General features: G+C 64.7%; 12 protein-coding genes, 6 tRNA genes and 1 pseudogene. 7 read left to right on the forward strand and 12 right to left on the reverse strand.

Annotated elements, in window-relative coordinates:
* The first annotated feature begins 16 nt into the window (after window positions 1-16).
* From JHD82_RS14495 to JHD82_RS14505, 3 genes are all read left to right on the forward strand, one after another.
* On the forward strand, window positions 17-526 hold the full coding sequence (locus JHD82_RS14495; protein WP_199137116.1) for a MarR family winged helix-turn-helix transcriptional regulator: 510 nt from the start codon (window positions 17-19) through the stop codon (window positions 524-526).
* A 1-nt stretch (window position 527) separates the two neighbouring features.
* Window positions 528-1,754 (forward strand): multidrug effflux MFS transporter, encoded by a 1,227-nt coding sequence (locus tag JHD82_RS14500; RefSeq protein WP_199137118.1) that lies wholly within the window; start codon window positions 528-530, stop codon window positions 1,752-1,754.
* A 130-nt stretch (window positions 1,755-1,884) separates the two neighbouring features.
* Window positions 1,885-2,784, forward strand: a complete 900-nt coding sequence (locus tag JHD82_RS14505) for an alpha/beta hydrolase family protein (protein WP_199137120.1) — start codon at window positions 1,885-1,887, stop codon at window positions 2,782-2,784.
* Window positions 2,785-2,851: 67 nt separating this feature from the next.
* Here the strand turns inward: JHD82_RS14505 and fumC are convergent, their stop codons facing one another.
* On the reverse strand, window positions 2,852-4,243 hold the full coding sequence (gene fumC / locus JHD82_RS14510) for a class II fumarate hydratase (protein WP_199137122.1): 1,392 nt from the start codon (window positions 4,241-4,243) through the stop codon (window positions 2,852-2,854).
* 313 nt (window positions 4,244-4,556) lie between these two features.
* Here fumC and JHD82_RS14515 point away from each other — a divergent pair, with 313 nt between their 5' ends.
* The 4 genes from JHD82_RS14515 to murI all read left to right on the forward strand — a co-directional run bounded on the left by JHD82_RS14515 (window position 4,557) and on the right by murI (window position 8,376).
* The gene (locus JHD82_RS14515) at window positions 4,557-6,110 is read left to right on the forward strand and encodes a fumarate hydratase (protein WP_034391754.1); all 1,554 of its coding nucleotides are present in this window, start codon (window positions 4,557-4,559) and stop codon (window positions 6,108-6,110) included.
* Window positions 6,111-6,210: 100 nt separating this feature from the next.
* Window positions 6,211-6,843, forward strand: a complete 633-nt coding sequence (locus JHD82_RS14520) for a class I SAM-dependent methyltransferase (RefSeq protein WP_199137124.1) — start codon at window positions 6,211-6,213, stop codon at window positions 6,841-6,843.
* The gene (locus tag JHD82_RS14525; RefSeq protein WP_199137125.1) at window positions 6,840-7,427 is read left to right on the forward strand and encodes a GNAT family N-acetyltransferase; all 588 of its coding nucleotides are present in this window, start codon (window positions 6,840-6,842) and stop codon (window positions 7,425-7,427) included. The genes JHD82_RS14520 and JHD82_RS14525 overlap by 4 nt, the downstream gene beginning before the upstream one ends.
* 58 nt (window positions 7,428-7,485) lie before the next feature.
* Window positions 7,486-8,376 (forward strand): glutamate racemase, encoded by an 891-nt coding sequence (murI, locus tag JHD82_RS14530; RefSeq protein WP_199137126.1) that lies wholly within the window; start codon window positions 7,486-7,488, stop codon window positions 8,374-8,376.
* A gap of 1 nt (window position 8,377) precedes the next feature.
* On the opposite strand, the gene JHD82_RS14535 is transcribed toward murI, so the two are convergent.
* From JHD82_RS14535 to JHD82_RS14585, 11 genes and pseudogenes are all read right to left on the reverse strand, one after another.
* A complete protein-coding gene (locus JHD82_RS14535; RefSeq protein WP_013803264.1) occupies window positions 8,378-8,989 on the reverse strand; it encodes a M48 family metallopeptidase in 612 nt (203 codons plus the stop codon).
* Between the two features lie 32 nt (window positions 8,990-9,021).
* Window positions 9,022-9,648 carry a DUF6806 family protein gene (locus tag JHD82_RS14540; protein ID WP_013803265.1) on the reverse strand — a complete coding sequence of 209 codons (627 nt, stop codon included), beginning with the start codon at window positions 9,646-9,648 and terminating at the stop codon, window positions 9,022-9,024.
* Window positions 9,649-9,977: 329 nt separating this feature from the next.
* Window positions 9,978-10,068 (reverse strand) — tRNA-Leu (locus JHD82_RS14545).
* A 98-nt stretch (window positions 10,069-10,166) separates the two neighbouring features.
* Window positions 10,167-10,242: transfer RNA gene (locus tag JHD82_RS14550), tRNA-Gly, on the reverse strand.
* Window positions 10,243-10,475: 233 nt separating this feature from the next.
* On the reverse strand, window positions 10,476-11,240 hold the full coding sequence (locus JHD82_RS14555; protein WP_199137127.1) for a M48 family metalloprotease: 765 nt from the start codon (window positions 11,238-11,240) through the stop codon (window positions 10,476-10,478).
* A gap of 382 nt (window positions 11,241-11,622) precedes the next feature.
* Window positions 11,623-11,696, reverse strand: a tRNA-Cys gene (locus JHD82_RS14560).
* A 43-nt stretch (window positions 11,697-11,739) separates the two neighbouring features.
* Window positions 11,740-11,815: transfer RNA gene (locus JHD82_RS14565), tRNA-Gly, on the reverse strand.
* 59 nt (window positions 11,816-11,874) lie between these two features.
* Window positions 11,875-11,950: transfer RNA gene (locus JHD82_RS14570), tRNA-Gly, on the reverse strand.
* 67 nt (window positions 11,951-12,017) lie between these two features.
* Window positions 12,018-12,093, reverse strand: a tRNA-Gly gene (locus JHD82_RS14575).
* Between the two features lie 103 nt (window positions 12,094-12,196).
* Window positions 12,197-14,611, reverse strand: coding sequence for an endopeptidase La (gene lon / locus JHD82_RS14580; RefSeq protein WP_012204531.1), 2,415 nt, complete (start codon window positions 14,609-14,611; stop codon window positions 12,197-12,199).
* Window positions 14,612-14,731: 120 nt separating this feature from the next.
* A pseudogene (locus JHD82_RS14585) lies at window positions 14,732-15,176 on the reverse strand (ATP-dependent Clp protease ATP-binding subunit ClpX); the annotation flags it as partial.

Here is a 15,176-nt window from a genome sequence, read left to right on the forward strand (position 1 = left end):
ATTTGAATATCACCCGATGTCGTCCCCTTTCACCCCCTCACCGCCCACGCAGGCCGACCCCGCCGCCGTGCAAAGGCATTTCATGTTCACGCTGGGGCAGGTGAACAAGCAGTGGCGCCGCACGCTGGACCGGCTGCTGGCCCCCATGGGACTGACCCAGGCACTGTGGATGCCGCTGATGCACCTGGCGCGCTCGCCCGAGGCCATGCGCCAGAAGGATCTGGCCCACTCCCTGGCGCTGGACAGCTCCTCCGTCGTGCGCCTGGTGGACGGACTGGCCGCCCAGGGCTGGATAGAGCGCGTGGACGACAGCGACCGCCGCGTCAGAAAAATCCAGCTCACGCCAGCCGGCCATGCCCAGGTAGAAGCCGTGCAGGGCCTGCTGCAGCAGGCGCGCGCCCAGGTGCTGGGCGCCGTGCCGCCCGAGGAACTGGGCGCGGCCTATGCCACGCTGCAGCGCCTGCTGGAGGCCATGGCCGCCGAGCCCGCCTGCGACACGGACCTGCCCGACGAGCAGGCTGCCTGAGATGGCGGCCGAGCACTCTTCGCTACCACCCGCCCAGGACCATGCAGCGGCCAGCCGCAAGGCGCCGCTGTGGCTGCTGGTGATCGTGACCATCGTCGGCACGCTGGCCATGCACATGTTCCTGCCCGCCCTGCCCGATGCGGCACGCCAGCTCCAGGCCGGTGCCAGCCAGATGCAGCTGACCATCACGGTCTACATCCTGGGCCTGGGCGTGGGCCAGCTGATCTACGGCCCGCTGTCGGACAGCCTGGGTCGCCGCCCCATGCTGCTGGCCGGGCTCATCCTCTATGCGCTGGCCAGCCTGGCGGCCTTTCTCGCCCCGTCCGCCCCCTGGCTGATCGGCGCGCGGCTGCTCCAGGCGCTGGGCGGCTGCGCGGGCCTGGCCCTGGGCCGCGCCATTGCGCGCGATTCAAGCACGCCCGAGAACGCCGTGGGCAGCCTGGCGCTGCTCAACCTGATGATGATGATCGGCCCCGGCATCGCGCCGGCCATCGGCTCGGCCATCGACGACGCCCTGGGCTGGCGCGCCATCTTCGGCACGCTGGCCGTGGTCGGCGGCGTGACGGCCTTCGCCATCTGGAAGCTGCTGCCAGAAACCGGCCAGCCCACGGGCCGCCTGCACCTGGGCACCATCCGCGACGACTACCGCAGCCTGCTGCGCTCTCCTGCCTTCGTGGGCTTTGCCGTGGGCGGCGGCTGCGCCACCACGTCCATCTATGCCTTCCTGGCGGCCGCGCCCTTCGTCTTCATCGAGCAGCTGCATTCCACCAAGCATGAGGTGGCCATCTACCTGGGCCTGCTCATGGGCGGCATGGCCGTGGGCAATGCGCTGGCCCGCCAGCTGATACGCCACTGGCCCCTGGAGCGGCTGATGCTCAACGGCAATCTGCTGAGCCTGGCCAGCGCGGCCATGCTGCTGTTGCTGGCCCTGTTCAACCAGCTCACGCCGGCCATCGTGGTGGGGCTGATGGTGCTGTTCGCGCTGGGCTCGGGCCTGACCAGTCCTGCGGCGCTGGCCAGCGCGCTCAGCGTGCATCCGCGCCTCACGGGCTCGGCCGCCGGGGTCTACGGCAGCACCCAGATGGCCGTGGGCGGCCTGTGCACGCTGGGCGCCAGCCTGGGCAGCAACCCGGCGCTGTCGGCAGCGCTGGCCCTGGTGGTGGCCTGCGTGCTGGGGCAACTGGGCTTTCGCAGCGCGCTGCGCCACGTGCAGCGGGCGCCCGGCTGAGGGCCGCCCCGGCGAGGGCCACAGTCGCCCAGGCGACGGTCCGGCCGAATGCGGGCCCGAGGCGCACAGGCCCTCGATTACATTGGCGCAGCCGTGGCCAGCCGCCACGGCCCATAGGAGACAAAAAACCATGCGCCAACTTTCCTTTTCCATCGTCCTGCGCCAGGCCGCCTTCGGCACGCTGGCGGCCGCCGCGCTGCAGGCCGGCACAGCCGCCCAGGCCGGCTCCATCGAGGCCGCCGAGTTCAAGAGCGCCACGCTGCAGCGCAGCTGGACCTACAACGTCTACCTGCCCACGGGCTACGACGCCCAGTCCAGGCTGCGCTACCCCGTCATGTACCTGCTGCACGGCAACGACGGCCAGCGCAACGACTGGCCCGTCAAGGGCAACCTGCTGCGCACGGTGGACCAGCTGATCCAGAACGGGGAGATCCCGCCCGCCATCATCGTCATGCCCGACGCAGGAACAACCTGGTACGTGGACCTCAAGGAGCCCATGGAGACAGCCTTCTTCCAGGACCTCGTCCCCCATGTCGAGAAGGAGTACCGCACCCTCACCAGCCGCGATGGCCGCGTGATCGGCGGCCTGTCCATGGGCGGCTATGGCGCGCTGCGCTACGTGCTCAAGTACCCCGAGAAATTCCAGGCCGCCGCCCTGCTGAGCCCCGCCATCTACAACCCCGAGCCGCCCGCCGATTCCTCGGCACGCTCGGTCAAGGTCTTTGCCGAACCCAATACCGGCGGCCAGTACAGCACCACGGTCTGGAAGAGCTACAACTACCCTGTGCTGTGGGACAGCTTTCTCGCCCGCAAGATCAGCGTGCCCATGTACATCAACTCGGGCGACGACGATGAATTCATGATCGAGTCCGACGCCGCCCAGCTCTACGCCCAGCTGCGCAGGAACAAGCAGCCTGCCGAGCTGCGCATCGTCAACGGCAAGCATGAATGGCCGGTCTGGGAAAGCACCATCGGCGACGCGCTCAAGTACGTGTTCCGCACTGTGCGCCGCCCGCAGGCGGACAACTGAGCCAGGCCAGGCGGTGAAGAAAAAAGGGGAGCCGGCCGGCTCCCCTTTTTGTTTGCATCAGCAGGTCTTACAGATTGCCGACCATCTTGGCAGGGATCACCCAGGCGTCGAACTGTTCGCCGGTCAGGTGGCCCGATGCCACAGCCGCTTCGCGCAGGCTGGAGCCTTCCTTGTGCGCCTTCTTGGCGATGTAGGCCGCCTTGTCGTAGCCGATGTGCGGGTTCAACGCCGTCACCAGCATCAGCGAGCGCTGCACCAGCTCGGTGATGCGCTCGCGGTTGGGTTCTATGCCCACGGCGCAGTGGTCGTTGAAGCTCTTCATGCCATCGGCCAGCAGGCGCACGCTCTGCAGGAAGTTGTGCGAGACCATGGGGCGGAACACGTTCAGCTCGAAGTTGCCCGAGGCGCCGCCGAAGTTGATCGCCACGTCGTTGCCGAAGACCTGGGCCGCCAGCATGGTCACGGCTTCGCTCTGCGTGGGGTTGACCTTGCCGGGCATGATGGACGAGCCGGGCTCGTTCTCGGGGATGGAGATCTCGCCCAGGCCGCTGCGCGGGCCCGAGGCCAGCCAGCGCACGTCGTTGGCGATCTTCATCATGCTGGCGGCCAGCGTCTTGAGCGCGCCGTGGGCGTGGACCAGGCCATCGCACGAGGCCAGGGCCTCGAACTTGCTGGGCGCCGTCACGAACGGGTAGCCGGTGAGCTGGGACAGCTCGGCCGCCACGCCCTCGGCATAGCCCTTGGGCGCATTCAGGCCCGTGCCCACGGCCGTGCCGCCCAGCGCCAGCTCGTACAGGTGCGGCAGCGCGGCGCGCACATGCTTTTCGCCATGGGCCAGCTGGGCCACCCAGCCCGAGATTTCCTGGCCCAGCGTCAGCGGCGTGGCGTCCTGCAGATGGGTGCGGCCGATCTTGACGATGTCGGCATAGGCCTCGCTCTTGGCCTGCAGCGTGTTGCGCAGCAGGGCAAGGGCGGGCAGCAGCTTTTGCTCGATGGCCGTGACGGCAGCCACGTGCATGGCGGTCGGGAACACGTCGTTGCTCGACTGGCTCTTGTTCACGTCGTCATTGGGGTGGACCAGACGCGACTCGCCGCGCTCGCCGCCGAGGATTTCGCTGGCGCGGTTGGCCAGCACCTCGTTGACGTTCATGTTGGTCTGCGTGCCCGAGCCGGTCTGCCAGACCACCAGCGGGAACTCGTCCGGGTGCTTGCCGGCGATCACCTCGTCGGCGGCGGCCAGGATGGCCTGGGTCTTCTTCACGTCCAGCAGGCCCAGCTTGTGGTTGACGGTGGCCGAGGCCTTCTTGACCTGGGCCAGCGCGTGGATGATCTCGCGCGGCTGCTGCTCGCCGCTGATGTCGAAGTTCTGCAGCGAACGCTGCGTCTGCGCACCCCAGAGCTTGTCTGCGGGGACGGCTATGGGTCCGAAAGTGTCTTTTTCCTGGCGGGTCGCGGTCATTGGTATGGACTCCTTGGTGAAAACAACGCGGCGCAGTTGGCTGGAGGCAGGTCGGCGGGCCGCGCAGGACGTGGCTCGGGGATATCTGGCTGGCAGGGCCGCAATGGCAAAAACCCGCTCATGGTAACTCCGTAAATGGGAACCTCTCGCATCCGTCCCCCACTGAGGTGTCGCCGAGGCGGGCTTGTCCAGGCAAACCCCTCGACTCTTGTACAAGACTGCGCCCATTGCGTGCACTTTTCCCCCTGCAGCGCCGATAATCGCCCCCGGGATTCCCCTCCCCTGTTCCCCCGATCAAAAAGACACCCCACCGATGACCACCACGATCCGCCAGCAGGACCTGATCGATTCGATCGCAGGCGCCCTGCAGTACATCAGCTACTACCACCCCGCCGACTACATCGCCCACCTGGCCCGCGCCTACGAACGCGAGCAGAGCCCGGCGGCCAAGGACGCGATGGCCCAGATCCTGACCAACTCCAAGATGTCGGCCACCGGCCACCGCCCGATCTGCCAGGACACCGGCATCGTCAACGTGTTCCTGAAGGTGGGCATGGACGTGCGCTGGGAAGGCTTCACGGGCGGCCTGGAAGACGCCATCAACGAAGGCGTACGCCGCGGCTACAACCACCCCGAGAACACGCTGCGTGCCTCGGTCGTGGCCGATCCGCTGTTCGCGCGCAAGAACACCAAGGACAACACGCCTGCCGTCATCAACGTGCAGATCGTGCCCGGCGACAAGCTGGACGTGACTGTGGCCGCCAAGGGCGGCGGCTCGGAGAACAAGTCCAAGATGATCATGATGAACCCCAGCGACAACCTGGTGGACTGGGTTCTCAAGACCGTTCCGACCATGGGCGCGGGCTGGTGCCCGCCGGGCATGCTGGGCATCGGCATCGGCGGCACCGCCGAGAAGGCCGTGCTGCTGGCCAAGGAAAGCCTGATGGAAGACCTGGACATGTACGAGCTGCAGGCCAAGGCCGCGCGCGGCGAGAAGCTCGACCAGGTCGAGGAACTGCGCCTGGAGCTGTACGAGAAGGTCAACGCCCTGGGCATCGGCGCGCAAGGCCTGGGCGGCCTGGCCACCGTGCTGGACATCAAGATCAAGATGTACCCCACGCACGCGGCCTCCAAGCCCGTGGCCATGATCCCCAACTGCGCGGCCACGCGCCATGCGCACTTCGTGATGGACGGCTCCGGCGCGGTCTACATGGACGCGCCCTCGCTGGACCTGTGGCCCAAGATCGACTGGGAGCCTGACTACAACAAGTCGCGCCGCGTGGACCTCAACGCCCTGACCAAGGAAGAAGTGGCCAGCTGGAAGCCCGGCGACACCCTGCTGCTCAACGGCAAGATGCTCACGGGCCGCGATGCCGCCCACAAGCGCATCCAGGACATGCTGGCCAAGGGCGAGAAGCTGCCCGTGGACTTCACCAACCGCGTGATCTACTACGTCGGCCCCGTGGACCCGGTCAAGGACGAAGCCGTGGGCCCCGCAGGCCCCACGACGGCCACCCGCATGGACAAGTTCACCGACATGATGCTGGAGCAGACCGGCCTGATCGCCATGATCGGCAAGGCCGAGCGCGGCCCGGTGGCCATCGAGTCCATCAAGAACCACAAGTCGGCCTACCTGATGGCCGTGGGCGGCGCCGCCTACCTGGTGTCCAAGGCCATCAAGAACGCCAAGGTCGTGGGCTTCGAGGACCTGGGCATGGAAGCCATCTACGAATTCGACGTGGTGGACATGCCCGTGACCGTGGCCGTGGATGCCGGCGGCACCAGCGCCCACATCACCGGCCCTGCCGAATGGCAAAAGCGCATCGCCTCCGGCGAGTTCAAGACCATTGAGATCGCCTCAGCCTGAAGCCGGCGCCAAGCGCAAAGGGACCGCCTTCGGGCGGTCTTTTCATTGGTGCGGGCATTTGTGACAGACTGCCCGCTGCCTGCAACACAGCCCATTCAACATGACCATCGCGCTCGTCCTCATCGCCCTGCTGGCCGTGACCAGCCTGGCCTGGCGCCTGTCCTCCCGCCGCCATGTCCTGCCCTGCCCGTCCTGGCTGCGCTGGATGGTCGAGCTTGACAACCCCTTCGCGGCCAGCAACAAGGCCGCCTTCATCGTCAGGCAACTGCAGATCCAGCCGGGCATGAAGGTGCTGGATGCGGGCTGCGGCCCGGGCCGCGTCACCCTGCCATTGGCGCGTGCCGTTGGCGCGCAGGGACAGGTGCTGGCCGTGGACCTGCAGCCGGCCATGCTCGAACAGGTGGCGGCCAAGGCGCGTGCCCAGGGGCTGGAGAATGTGCGCACCCAGGCGGTTGCGCTGGGCCAGGGGCAGCTCGCATCCGAGCAGCACGACCGCGCCGTGATGGCCGCCGTGCTGGGAGAGATTCCGGACCGCCAGGCCGCGCTGGCCGATATCTTCCAGAGCCTGCGCCCCGGCGGCCTGCTGGCCGTGGCCGAACTGGTCTTCGACCCGCATTTCCAGCGCCGCACCAGCGTGGAAAAGCTGGCAGGCGAGGCAGGCTTCATCCCCCACTCCTTCCACGGCCATGCGGCCGCGTATCTGCTGGTACTGCAGCGCCCTCTCCAACCATGACCACCACACATTCCCCTGTAGCGACCCTGCGGACACCGCGCCTGATACTGCGCCAGTGGCAGACCGGCGACCGGCAGCCCTTTGCCGCGCTGAATGCCGACCCACAGGTCATGGAGCACTTTCCGGCACTGCTCAGCCGTGAACAAAGCGATGCCATGGCAGACAGGATCCAGGCACTGATCGAGGAACGCGGCTGGGGCTTCTGGGCGGCAGAGCACCTTGCCAGCGGCGAGTTCATGGGCTTCATCGGGCTGCATGCTCCCGCCGCGTCTTTGCCGTTCTCGCCCTGCGTGGAAATCGGCTGGCGGCTCGCCCGGCCTTTCTGGGGCCAAGGCCTGGCCAGCGAAGGCGCACGGGCGGCGCTGGAGCACGGCTTCAGCACGTTGCATCTGGAGTCCATCGTCTCGTTCACCGCGCTGTCCAACCTGCGTTCGCAGGCCGTGATGCAGCGCCTGGGCATGGAGCGCGACGCCCATGACTTCGACCATCCGGAGGTGCCGGCAGGCCATGCGCTGCGCAGGCATTGCCTGTATCGCCTGACACATGCCCAATGGCTGCAGCAGCAAGCCATGGCCGCAGCATGAACGCGCCCGAGCGGGCATACTGGGCGCCGCCTCCAAAAGCCTTTATCCGCATCTCCACATGACCTCCCCGGCCTCTCCCATCGGCGTCTTCGACAGCGGCATCGGCGGCCTCAGCGTGCTGCAGGCGCTGCGCCATGAACTGCCGCATGAGCGCTTCGTCTACCTGGCCGACAGCGGCAATGCACCCTATGGCGATGCGCGTGGCGATGCCTTCGTTCAGCAGCGCACGCGCACCATTGCGCGCCATCTGCGCGAGCAGCACCAGATCAAGGTGCTGGTGATCGCCTGCAACACGGCCACGGCAGCGGCCGTGGACATGCTGCGCGCCGAAATGCCCGAACTGCCCCTGATCGGCGTGGAGCCCGCCATCAAGCCCGCTTCGCTGTCGAGCCAGACCGGCCACGTGGGCGTGATGGCCACACGCGGCACGGTGAGCAGCGCACGCTTTGCCCGGTTGGTGGCCGACCATGGCCAGCGCGTGCAATTCCATGTCCAGCCCTGCGACGGACTGGCCAAGGCCATCGAGGAAAGCACGGAGCAACCCGTTCCCGCCGACCCCATGGCCACCGAGGTCGCGCAACTGTGCGCCAGGTACGTGAATGCCCTGGGCAGCTTCGGACAGAAGACGGGCGAGATGGATTCCCTGGTGCTGGGCTGCACCCACTACATATTCGCCAGCGAGCAGTTGCGCACGCTGCTGGGGCCGGACATCCAGTTCATCGACACCGGCGCTCCGGTGGCCCGCCAGACGCGGCGTGTGCTGGATCGCCTGGGCACCCTGGCCAGCGAATCAGGACCCTTGCCCGCAGCAGAGGGCCAGGTCCAGCTGATGACCACGGGATCGCTGCAGGCCCTGCAATCGGCCGCATCGCGCTGGCTGGAGCTGCCCGCGCAATGCTGCTCGTCCGTTCAGGTCGGCGAATCCAGCGCCGTCCCAGCGGCCGCTTGACTCAGGGCTGCGCCTGCCACAGGCGCCGGCCCGAGTGGTCCATCCAGCTCAGGTACAGGCGCAGTTCGAACTCCAGCTGGTGGTAGTCGGGCTCCATGTGGGTGCACAGCTGGTAGAAGGCCTTGTCGTGGTCGGGCTCGCGCAGATGGGCCAGCTCGTGGACGACGATCATGCGCAGGAAAGCCTCGGGCGCCTGCTTGAACAGTGCGCCGATGCGGATCTCGTGCCGTGCATTGAGGCGGCTTCCTTGCACCACGGTGCGGCGCGTGTGCAGGCCCAGGGCGTTGTGGACCACATGGATGCGGCCGTCATAGGCCACCTTGTTCAGCGTGCCGGCATTGCGCATGTGCCGGCCCTTGAGGGCGTCCACGTAGTCATAGAGGCTCTTGTCCGTGCGCACGGCATGGGCCTCGGGATGCTTGCGCAGCAGCCAGGCCTCAGCCTTGTCATCGGCCAGCCAGCCACGCACCTGTGACTGCAGCGCGGCCGGGTAGGCGGACAGGTAGGGAAGCGGCAGCACGCCACCGGCCACCTCGCGCCGCTGCTCGCGCTGGCGGCGCACGGTCTCGGTGACTGCTCCGGAGTACTTGGGCGTGCTGGCCTGTGCCGCCATGGCTGTACGCTGCGCGGGGCAGCGCCTTGCGCTCAATGCAGGTGGCGTGGGCGGCGGTTGCCGCCGTGGCCCGAACCCGATCCACCCATGCCGCGCGGCGGCTTGCCGATCTCCAGCGAGCTGACCAGGGCGTCAAAGCGCTGGGAGAACAGCTTGTCGATCTCCTGCACCACGCCACCCAGCTCGGAGCCGTCGAAATGGCGCTCCATCAGGTTGACCACGTCCTGCACCAGCAGATCGCGCTGCACCTGCATGATGGCCGCGGGCGTCGGGCCAACGAAGAGCATGACGAAGTCGTCGCGCGACTCGGCCTCTTCGGACTCCTCTTCCTCGTCGAACTCGGTGTCGTAGAAGGTCACCTCGATGGCCGCGCCCTGCTCGGCCAGCTCATTGATGCCCATGCACATGTCGTCCAGCGACTGGCGGAAATCCTCGTCACCACGCACGGTCCAGCACACCTGGAGCAGGCGCTCCTTGGTATCGAACTGGATGCCTGGCTCTTCCTCATAGACGCTGCCAGCGCCATCGGCCAGGGAACGGGCCCCCGCATACTTCCACAGCGGACCCAGCGCTTCCTGCAACTGCTCGTAGGTCGTGTCGGGGCGCAGCAGCACTTGGCCGTGCACGTGGATTTCAAATGGAGCGTTGTAATTCGACATGTTCTCGTCTGGGATGAGTTTGGCCACACCTGTCACGCCGCACCATGTGCCACGATCAACGTCAACGGAACGCATGCAGGCATCGCCATCACTGTCTGCCCGAGCCGCGCCATCCAGGCAAACAGCCCGGGGCCTGATGAATGGATTCTCGCACGTTATGCCAACGGGCAAGGACTTGGCAACGCATGGACACCGTGCAGCGCAGCAAGCGGGCAGGACCGTCGATGCACGTTGCGGCACGACGCATGAAATTGCGGAACAGCAGGCGCCCTGGCTGCTTCAATCCGCTGCCGTATAGATAGCAACAATGCCTGGTACGTATTGGGTTGTGGTGCCCCGAGCCGGGATCGAACCGGCACGCCCCTGTTCGGAAGCGGCGGATTTTAAGTCCGCAGTGTCTACCAATTTCACCATCGGGGCCCTGCACCGCAGCGTCACAGGTCAGCGCGAACTGCTCACACCTGCAACTGCAGCACCAACGAAAAAGGGAAGCGTTACCGCTTCCCTTTTTTCTGAATTGGAGCGGGAAAACGGGTTCGAACCGTCGACCTCAACCTTGGCAAGGTTGCGCTCTACCAACTGAGCTATTCCCGCGTATCTGTAAAGCTGTGCGCTTCACAGAGCAGACTTGAATTCTAGCGCAGATTTTTGGCGCTTCGGAAGAAGCCCGTAAAAAATCTGCACCAAGGCGGATCGCAGCCTGCCTTGCACCTTGCACCTTGCACCTTGCACCTTGCACCTTGCACCTTGCACCTTGCACCTTGCACCTTGCACCTTGCACCTTGCACCTTGCACCTTGCGGCGGCAGGCCGCTTCACCGTCGACGCCTACTTGCCGTCGATGCGATCCTGCATGCGCTGGGCCCGCTGTTCGGACGGCGGATGGGAGCTCAGGATGGAGCTGCCGCCGCTGCCGGCGCTGAGCTTGGCCAGCTTCTGGAACGATGTGACCAGCCCCTGGCGGCTCATCTTCTTTTCCGTGAGCAGATCGAAGGAGTAGTCATCAGCCGCCGATTCCTGCGACTGCGAGAACTGGGCATTGATGAACTTCTCACCCAGATCACCCGCCTGCGAACGCGACAGCGATGCCAGCGCCGAATTGCCGCTATTGGCCGCAATAGAGCGCGCGGCCGAAGCCGCATAGGCCGTCTGCATGCGCTTCTTGCTGTGACCCAGTGCCACGTGCCCGATTTCATGGCCAATCACGCCACGCAACTCGTCATCGTTCATCAGATCCATCAGGCCGCTGTAGACACGGATGCAGCCATTGGCCATGGCCCAGGCATTCACGTCCTGCGTCATATAGACCTTGTAGACAGCCTTCTTCCCATTGACAGCCTGCGGCATGCCGGCAACCACCTTGTTCAGCCGCAGCGTGTACTTGCTCTTTGCATCTGCCACCTTGTTCTGGGCATCCATGGCTGCGCAGGAATCATTGGACAGCGTAACCACGTCGTCATCCGTGAGCGTCATGGCCTTCATGGCCGTGGAGCCCGAATCCAGCAATCCGCCCACATCGGCAGACTCCATGGTTTTACAGCCCGCCAGCACCACGCCGCTGGCAACAATCGCCGTCAATAGCTTGATCTTCATAATCCCTCCCGATAAATGAAGCGCGCATCATATCCACGACCCGCCAATTCAATCTACCGGCAATGACAACCCATTTGCAATTTCTTGCAATTTCTCAATGGACAAGCAATGCCAAATTTCAATGACGACTGCTCATTCCAAACAAATGGAAACAATTAAATTCACCAGATCAGCAATGAATGACCAAAACAGGCATGCAGCCATGCTGTCGATGCAAAAAGCGTGAAGCACGCCATGGCACTGAATCGGAAGAGAAGAAGATGAGCCAGCCAAGTCGAGGCCGCTGCGGAGACATGGCACCAAGGACGAACAACGATCCGTGAGGCAGAAAAAGAAAAAGGCCCCGAGGGGCCTTTTGAACACTGTGTCTGCAATGAATTTTTGGAGGCGCGAACCAGAGTCGAACTGGTCTAACCGGATTTGCAATCCGGGGCATAACCGCTTTGCTATCGCGCCAAGATCACTATCAAACATGCAGCATTGCTGCAGTTTTTAAAACTGGAGCGGGAAAACGGGTTCGAACCGTCGACCTCAACCTTGGCAAGGTTGCGCTCTACCAACTGAGCTATTCCCGCAAAAAATTCAAGCAACCAACCGTCACCTGAATCGGATGCGCACCAGGCACATACAAAACTGGAGCGGGAAAACGGGTTCGAACCGTCGACCTCAACCTTGGCAAGGTTGCGCTCTACCAACTGAGCTATTCCCGCTTGAATCATCAATTCTGGCAGCCAACCGCCACCAGAACCGAACACACCCGAAAGCATGTTCAAAATCTGGAGCGGGAAAACGGGTTCGAACCGTCGACCTCAACCTTGGCAAGGTTGCGCTCTACCAACTGAGCTATTCCCGCATTTCTACCGAAGCCTGACATTCTACAACGTCGTTTGCTGCGATGGGATGAATTGTAGCGTAGTTCTTGGAGGGTTCAGGAAAAACGCTACATTTTTTCATCTTCAGTGCTTGACGGCTGGCTCCACAGGCTTGGATTCCGCTGGCGGCGGCGCTGCGGCCTCCTCCTCGGACAAGGGCTCGGGCACACGCTCCAGCGCCACCTTGAGGACCTGGTCGATCCACTTGACGGGGATGATTTCCAGGCCGCTCTTGACGTTGTCGGGGATCTCCTGGAGGTCCTTGACGTTCTCTTCGGGGATCAGCACCGTCTTGATGCCGCCACGCAGGGCCGCCAGCAGCTTTTCCTTGAGGCCGCCGATGGCGGTGACCTCACCGCGCAGCGTGATCTCGCCAGTCATGGCGACATCGGCACGCACCGGGATACCGGTCAGCGCAGAGACGAAGGCCGTCGTCATGGCCGCACCCGCGCTGGGGCCGTCCTTGGGCGTGGCGCCATCGGGCACGTGCACGTGGATGTCCTTCTTCTCGAAGGCCTCGTCCTTGATACCGAGCATGCGCGAGCGGCTGCGCACCACGGTGCGGGCGGCTTCCACGGATTCCTTCATCACATCGCCCAGGGAGCCGGTGCGCGAGATCACGCCCTTGCCCGGCATGATGGCGGCCTCGATGGTCAGCAGATCGCCACCGACCTCGGTCCATGCCAGGCCCACGACCTGGCCGACCTGGTTGTTGTGCTCGGCACGGCCATAGCTGTACTTGCGCACACCCAGGTAGTCGGTGAGGTTGTCGGCATTGACGACGACAGTGGGCTCCAGCTTCTTGAGCTGCAGTCCCTTGACCACCTTGCGGCAGATCTTGGAGAGCTCGCGTTCCAGCGAGCGCACGCCGGCTTCACGCGTGTAGTAGCGCACGATGTCGCGGATGGCGGACTCGTCGACCTGCATTTCGCCGTCCTTCACACCGTTGTTGGTGAGTTGCTTGGGCAGCAGGTAGCGGATGGCGATGTTGACCTTTTCGTCCTCGGTGTAACCCGACAGGCGGATCACTTCCATGCGGTCCAGCAGCGCGGGCGGGATGTTCATGGAGTTGGAGGTCGCCACGAACATCACGTCGCTGAGGTCGAAGTCCACCTCGACGTAGTGATCGCCGAAGGTGTGGTTCTGCTCGGGGTCCAGCACTTCCAGCAGGGCGCTCGACGGGTCGCCACGGAAGTCCATTCCGAGCTTGTCGATTTCGTCCAGCAGGAACAGCGGGTTGCGCGTGCCGACCTTGTCCAGGCTTTGCAGCACCTTGCCCGGCATGGCGCCGATGTAGGTGCGGCGGTGGCCGCGGATTTCCGCCTCGTCACGCATGCCGCCCAGCGCCATGCGCACGTACTTGCGGCCCGTGGCCTTGGCGATGGACTGGCCCAGCGAGGTCTTGCCCACGCCCGGAGGCCCGACCAGGCACAGGATGGGCGCCTTGACCTTGTCCACGCGCTGCTGCACAGCAAGATATTCAAGGATGCGGTCCTTGACCTTTTCGAGGCCGAAGTGGTCGGCATTGAGCACGTCCTCGGCATTGGCCAGGTCGTGCTTGATCTTGGTCTTCTTGCTCCAGGGCAGGCCCGTGAGCACGTCGATGTAGTTGCGCACCACGGTGGCTTCGGCCGACATGGGCGACATGAGCTTGAGCTTCTTGAGCTCGGCCTCCGCCTTCTTTCGCGCCTCGGCGGGCATGCGGGCGAGCTTGATCTTCTTTTCGATCTCTTCGATGTCGGCGCCGTCCTCGCCCTCGCCCAGTTCCTTCTGGATGGCCTTGACCTGCTCGTTCAGGTAGAAGTCGCGCTGGTTCTTCTCCATCTGGCGCTTGACGCGGCCGCGGATGCGCTTGTCGACGTTGAGGATGTCGACTTCGCGGTCCAGTTGCTCGAAGAGGTTTTCCAGGCGTTCCTTGATGTCCACCAGGTCGAGCACGGCCTGCTTGTTCTCAAGCTTGAGCGGCAGGTGCGCGGCAATGGTGTCGGCCAGGCGACCGGCATCGTCGATGCTGGCGATGGAGGTGAGGATCTCGGGCGGGATCTTCTTGTTGAGCTTGACGTACTGGTCGAACTGCTGCGTCACGGCGCGGCGCAGGGCCTCGATCTCGCTGGGCTTGTGCGTTTCGGCCTCGGGCGCCACGGGCACGACGGAGCCCACGAAGTGGGTCTCTTCGTCCATGACCTGCTTGACCAGCGCGCGCTGCTGGCCTTCGACCAGCACCTTGACCGTGCCGTCGGGCAGCTTGAGCATCTGCAGGATGGTGGACACGCAGCCGACATCGAACATGTCAGCGGCCGTGGGCTCGTCCTTGGAGGCGGTCTTCTGGGCCACCAGCATGATGCGGCGGTCGCCCTCCATGGCCAGCTCCAGCGCCTTGATGCTCTTGGCGCGCCCCACGAACAGCGGGATCACCATGTGGGGGAACACGACCACATCGCGCAGCGGCAGCAGCGCCAGGTCTAGGGGGGTGGAAGGCAAAGGGGTATGTCCTGACATGGGAATCCTCGGTTTGTCAGCGGAAGATGGTCCGCACACCGGTGTATTTCAACCCTGCGGCCCGAAAGGATTTCGGGCCGCAGGGACTTGCGCTGCCGGACCTTTGCAGGCGGCGGCGCATCAGGCCTTCTTGGCCGCTTCGCGGTAAACCAGCAGCGGCGCCTTTCCGTCTTCGATGGTGGACTCGTCCACCACTACCTTTTCGACATTGTCGGCATTGGGCAGCTCGTACATGGTGCCGATCAGCGATTGCTCCAGGATGGAGCGCAGGCCACGGGCACCCGTCTTGCGCGCCAGCGCCTTGCGGGCGATGGCCTTGAGCGCGGCAGGCCGGATCTCCAGCTCCACGCCTTCCATGGCCAGCAGCTTGCTGTACTGCTTGACCAGGGCGTTCTTGGGCTCGGTCAGGATCTGCACCAGGGCATCTTCGCCCAGTTCGGCCAGGGCCGTGACCACGGGCATGCGGCCGACCAGCTCGGGGATGATGCCGAACTTGATCAGGTCTTCAGGCTCGATCTCCTGGAACACTTCCGAGATGGAGCGCTGCTTCTTGCTCTTGACCGTG

The sequence above is a fragment of the Delftia sp. ASV31 genome, from assembly GCF_016428765.1.
Taxonomy (GTDB): Bacteria; Pseudomonadota; Gammaproteobacteria; order Burkholderiales; family Burkholderiaceae_C; genus Comamonas; species Comamonas acidovorans.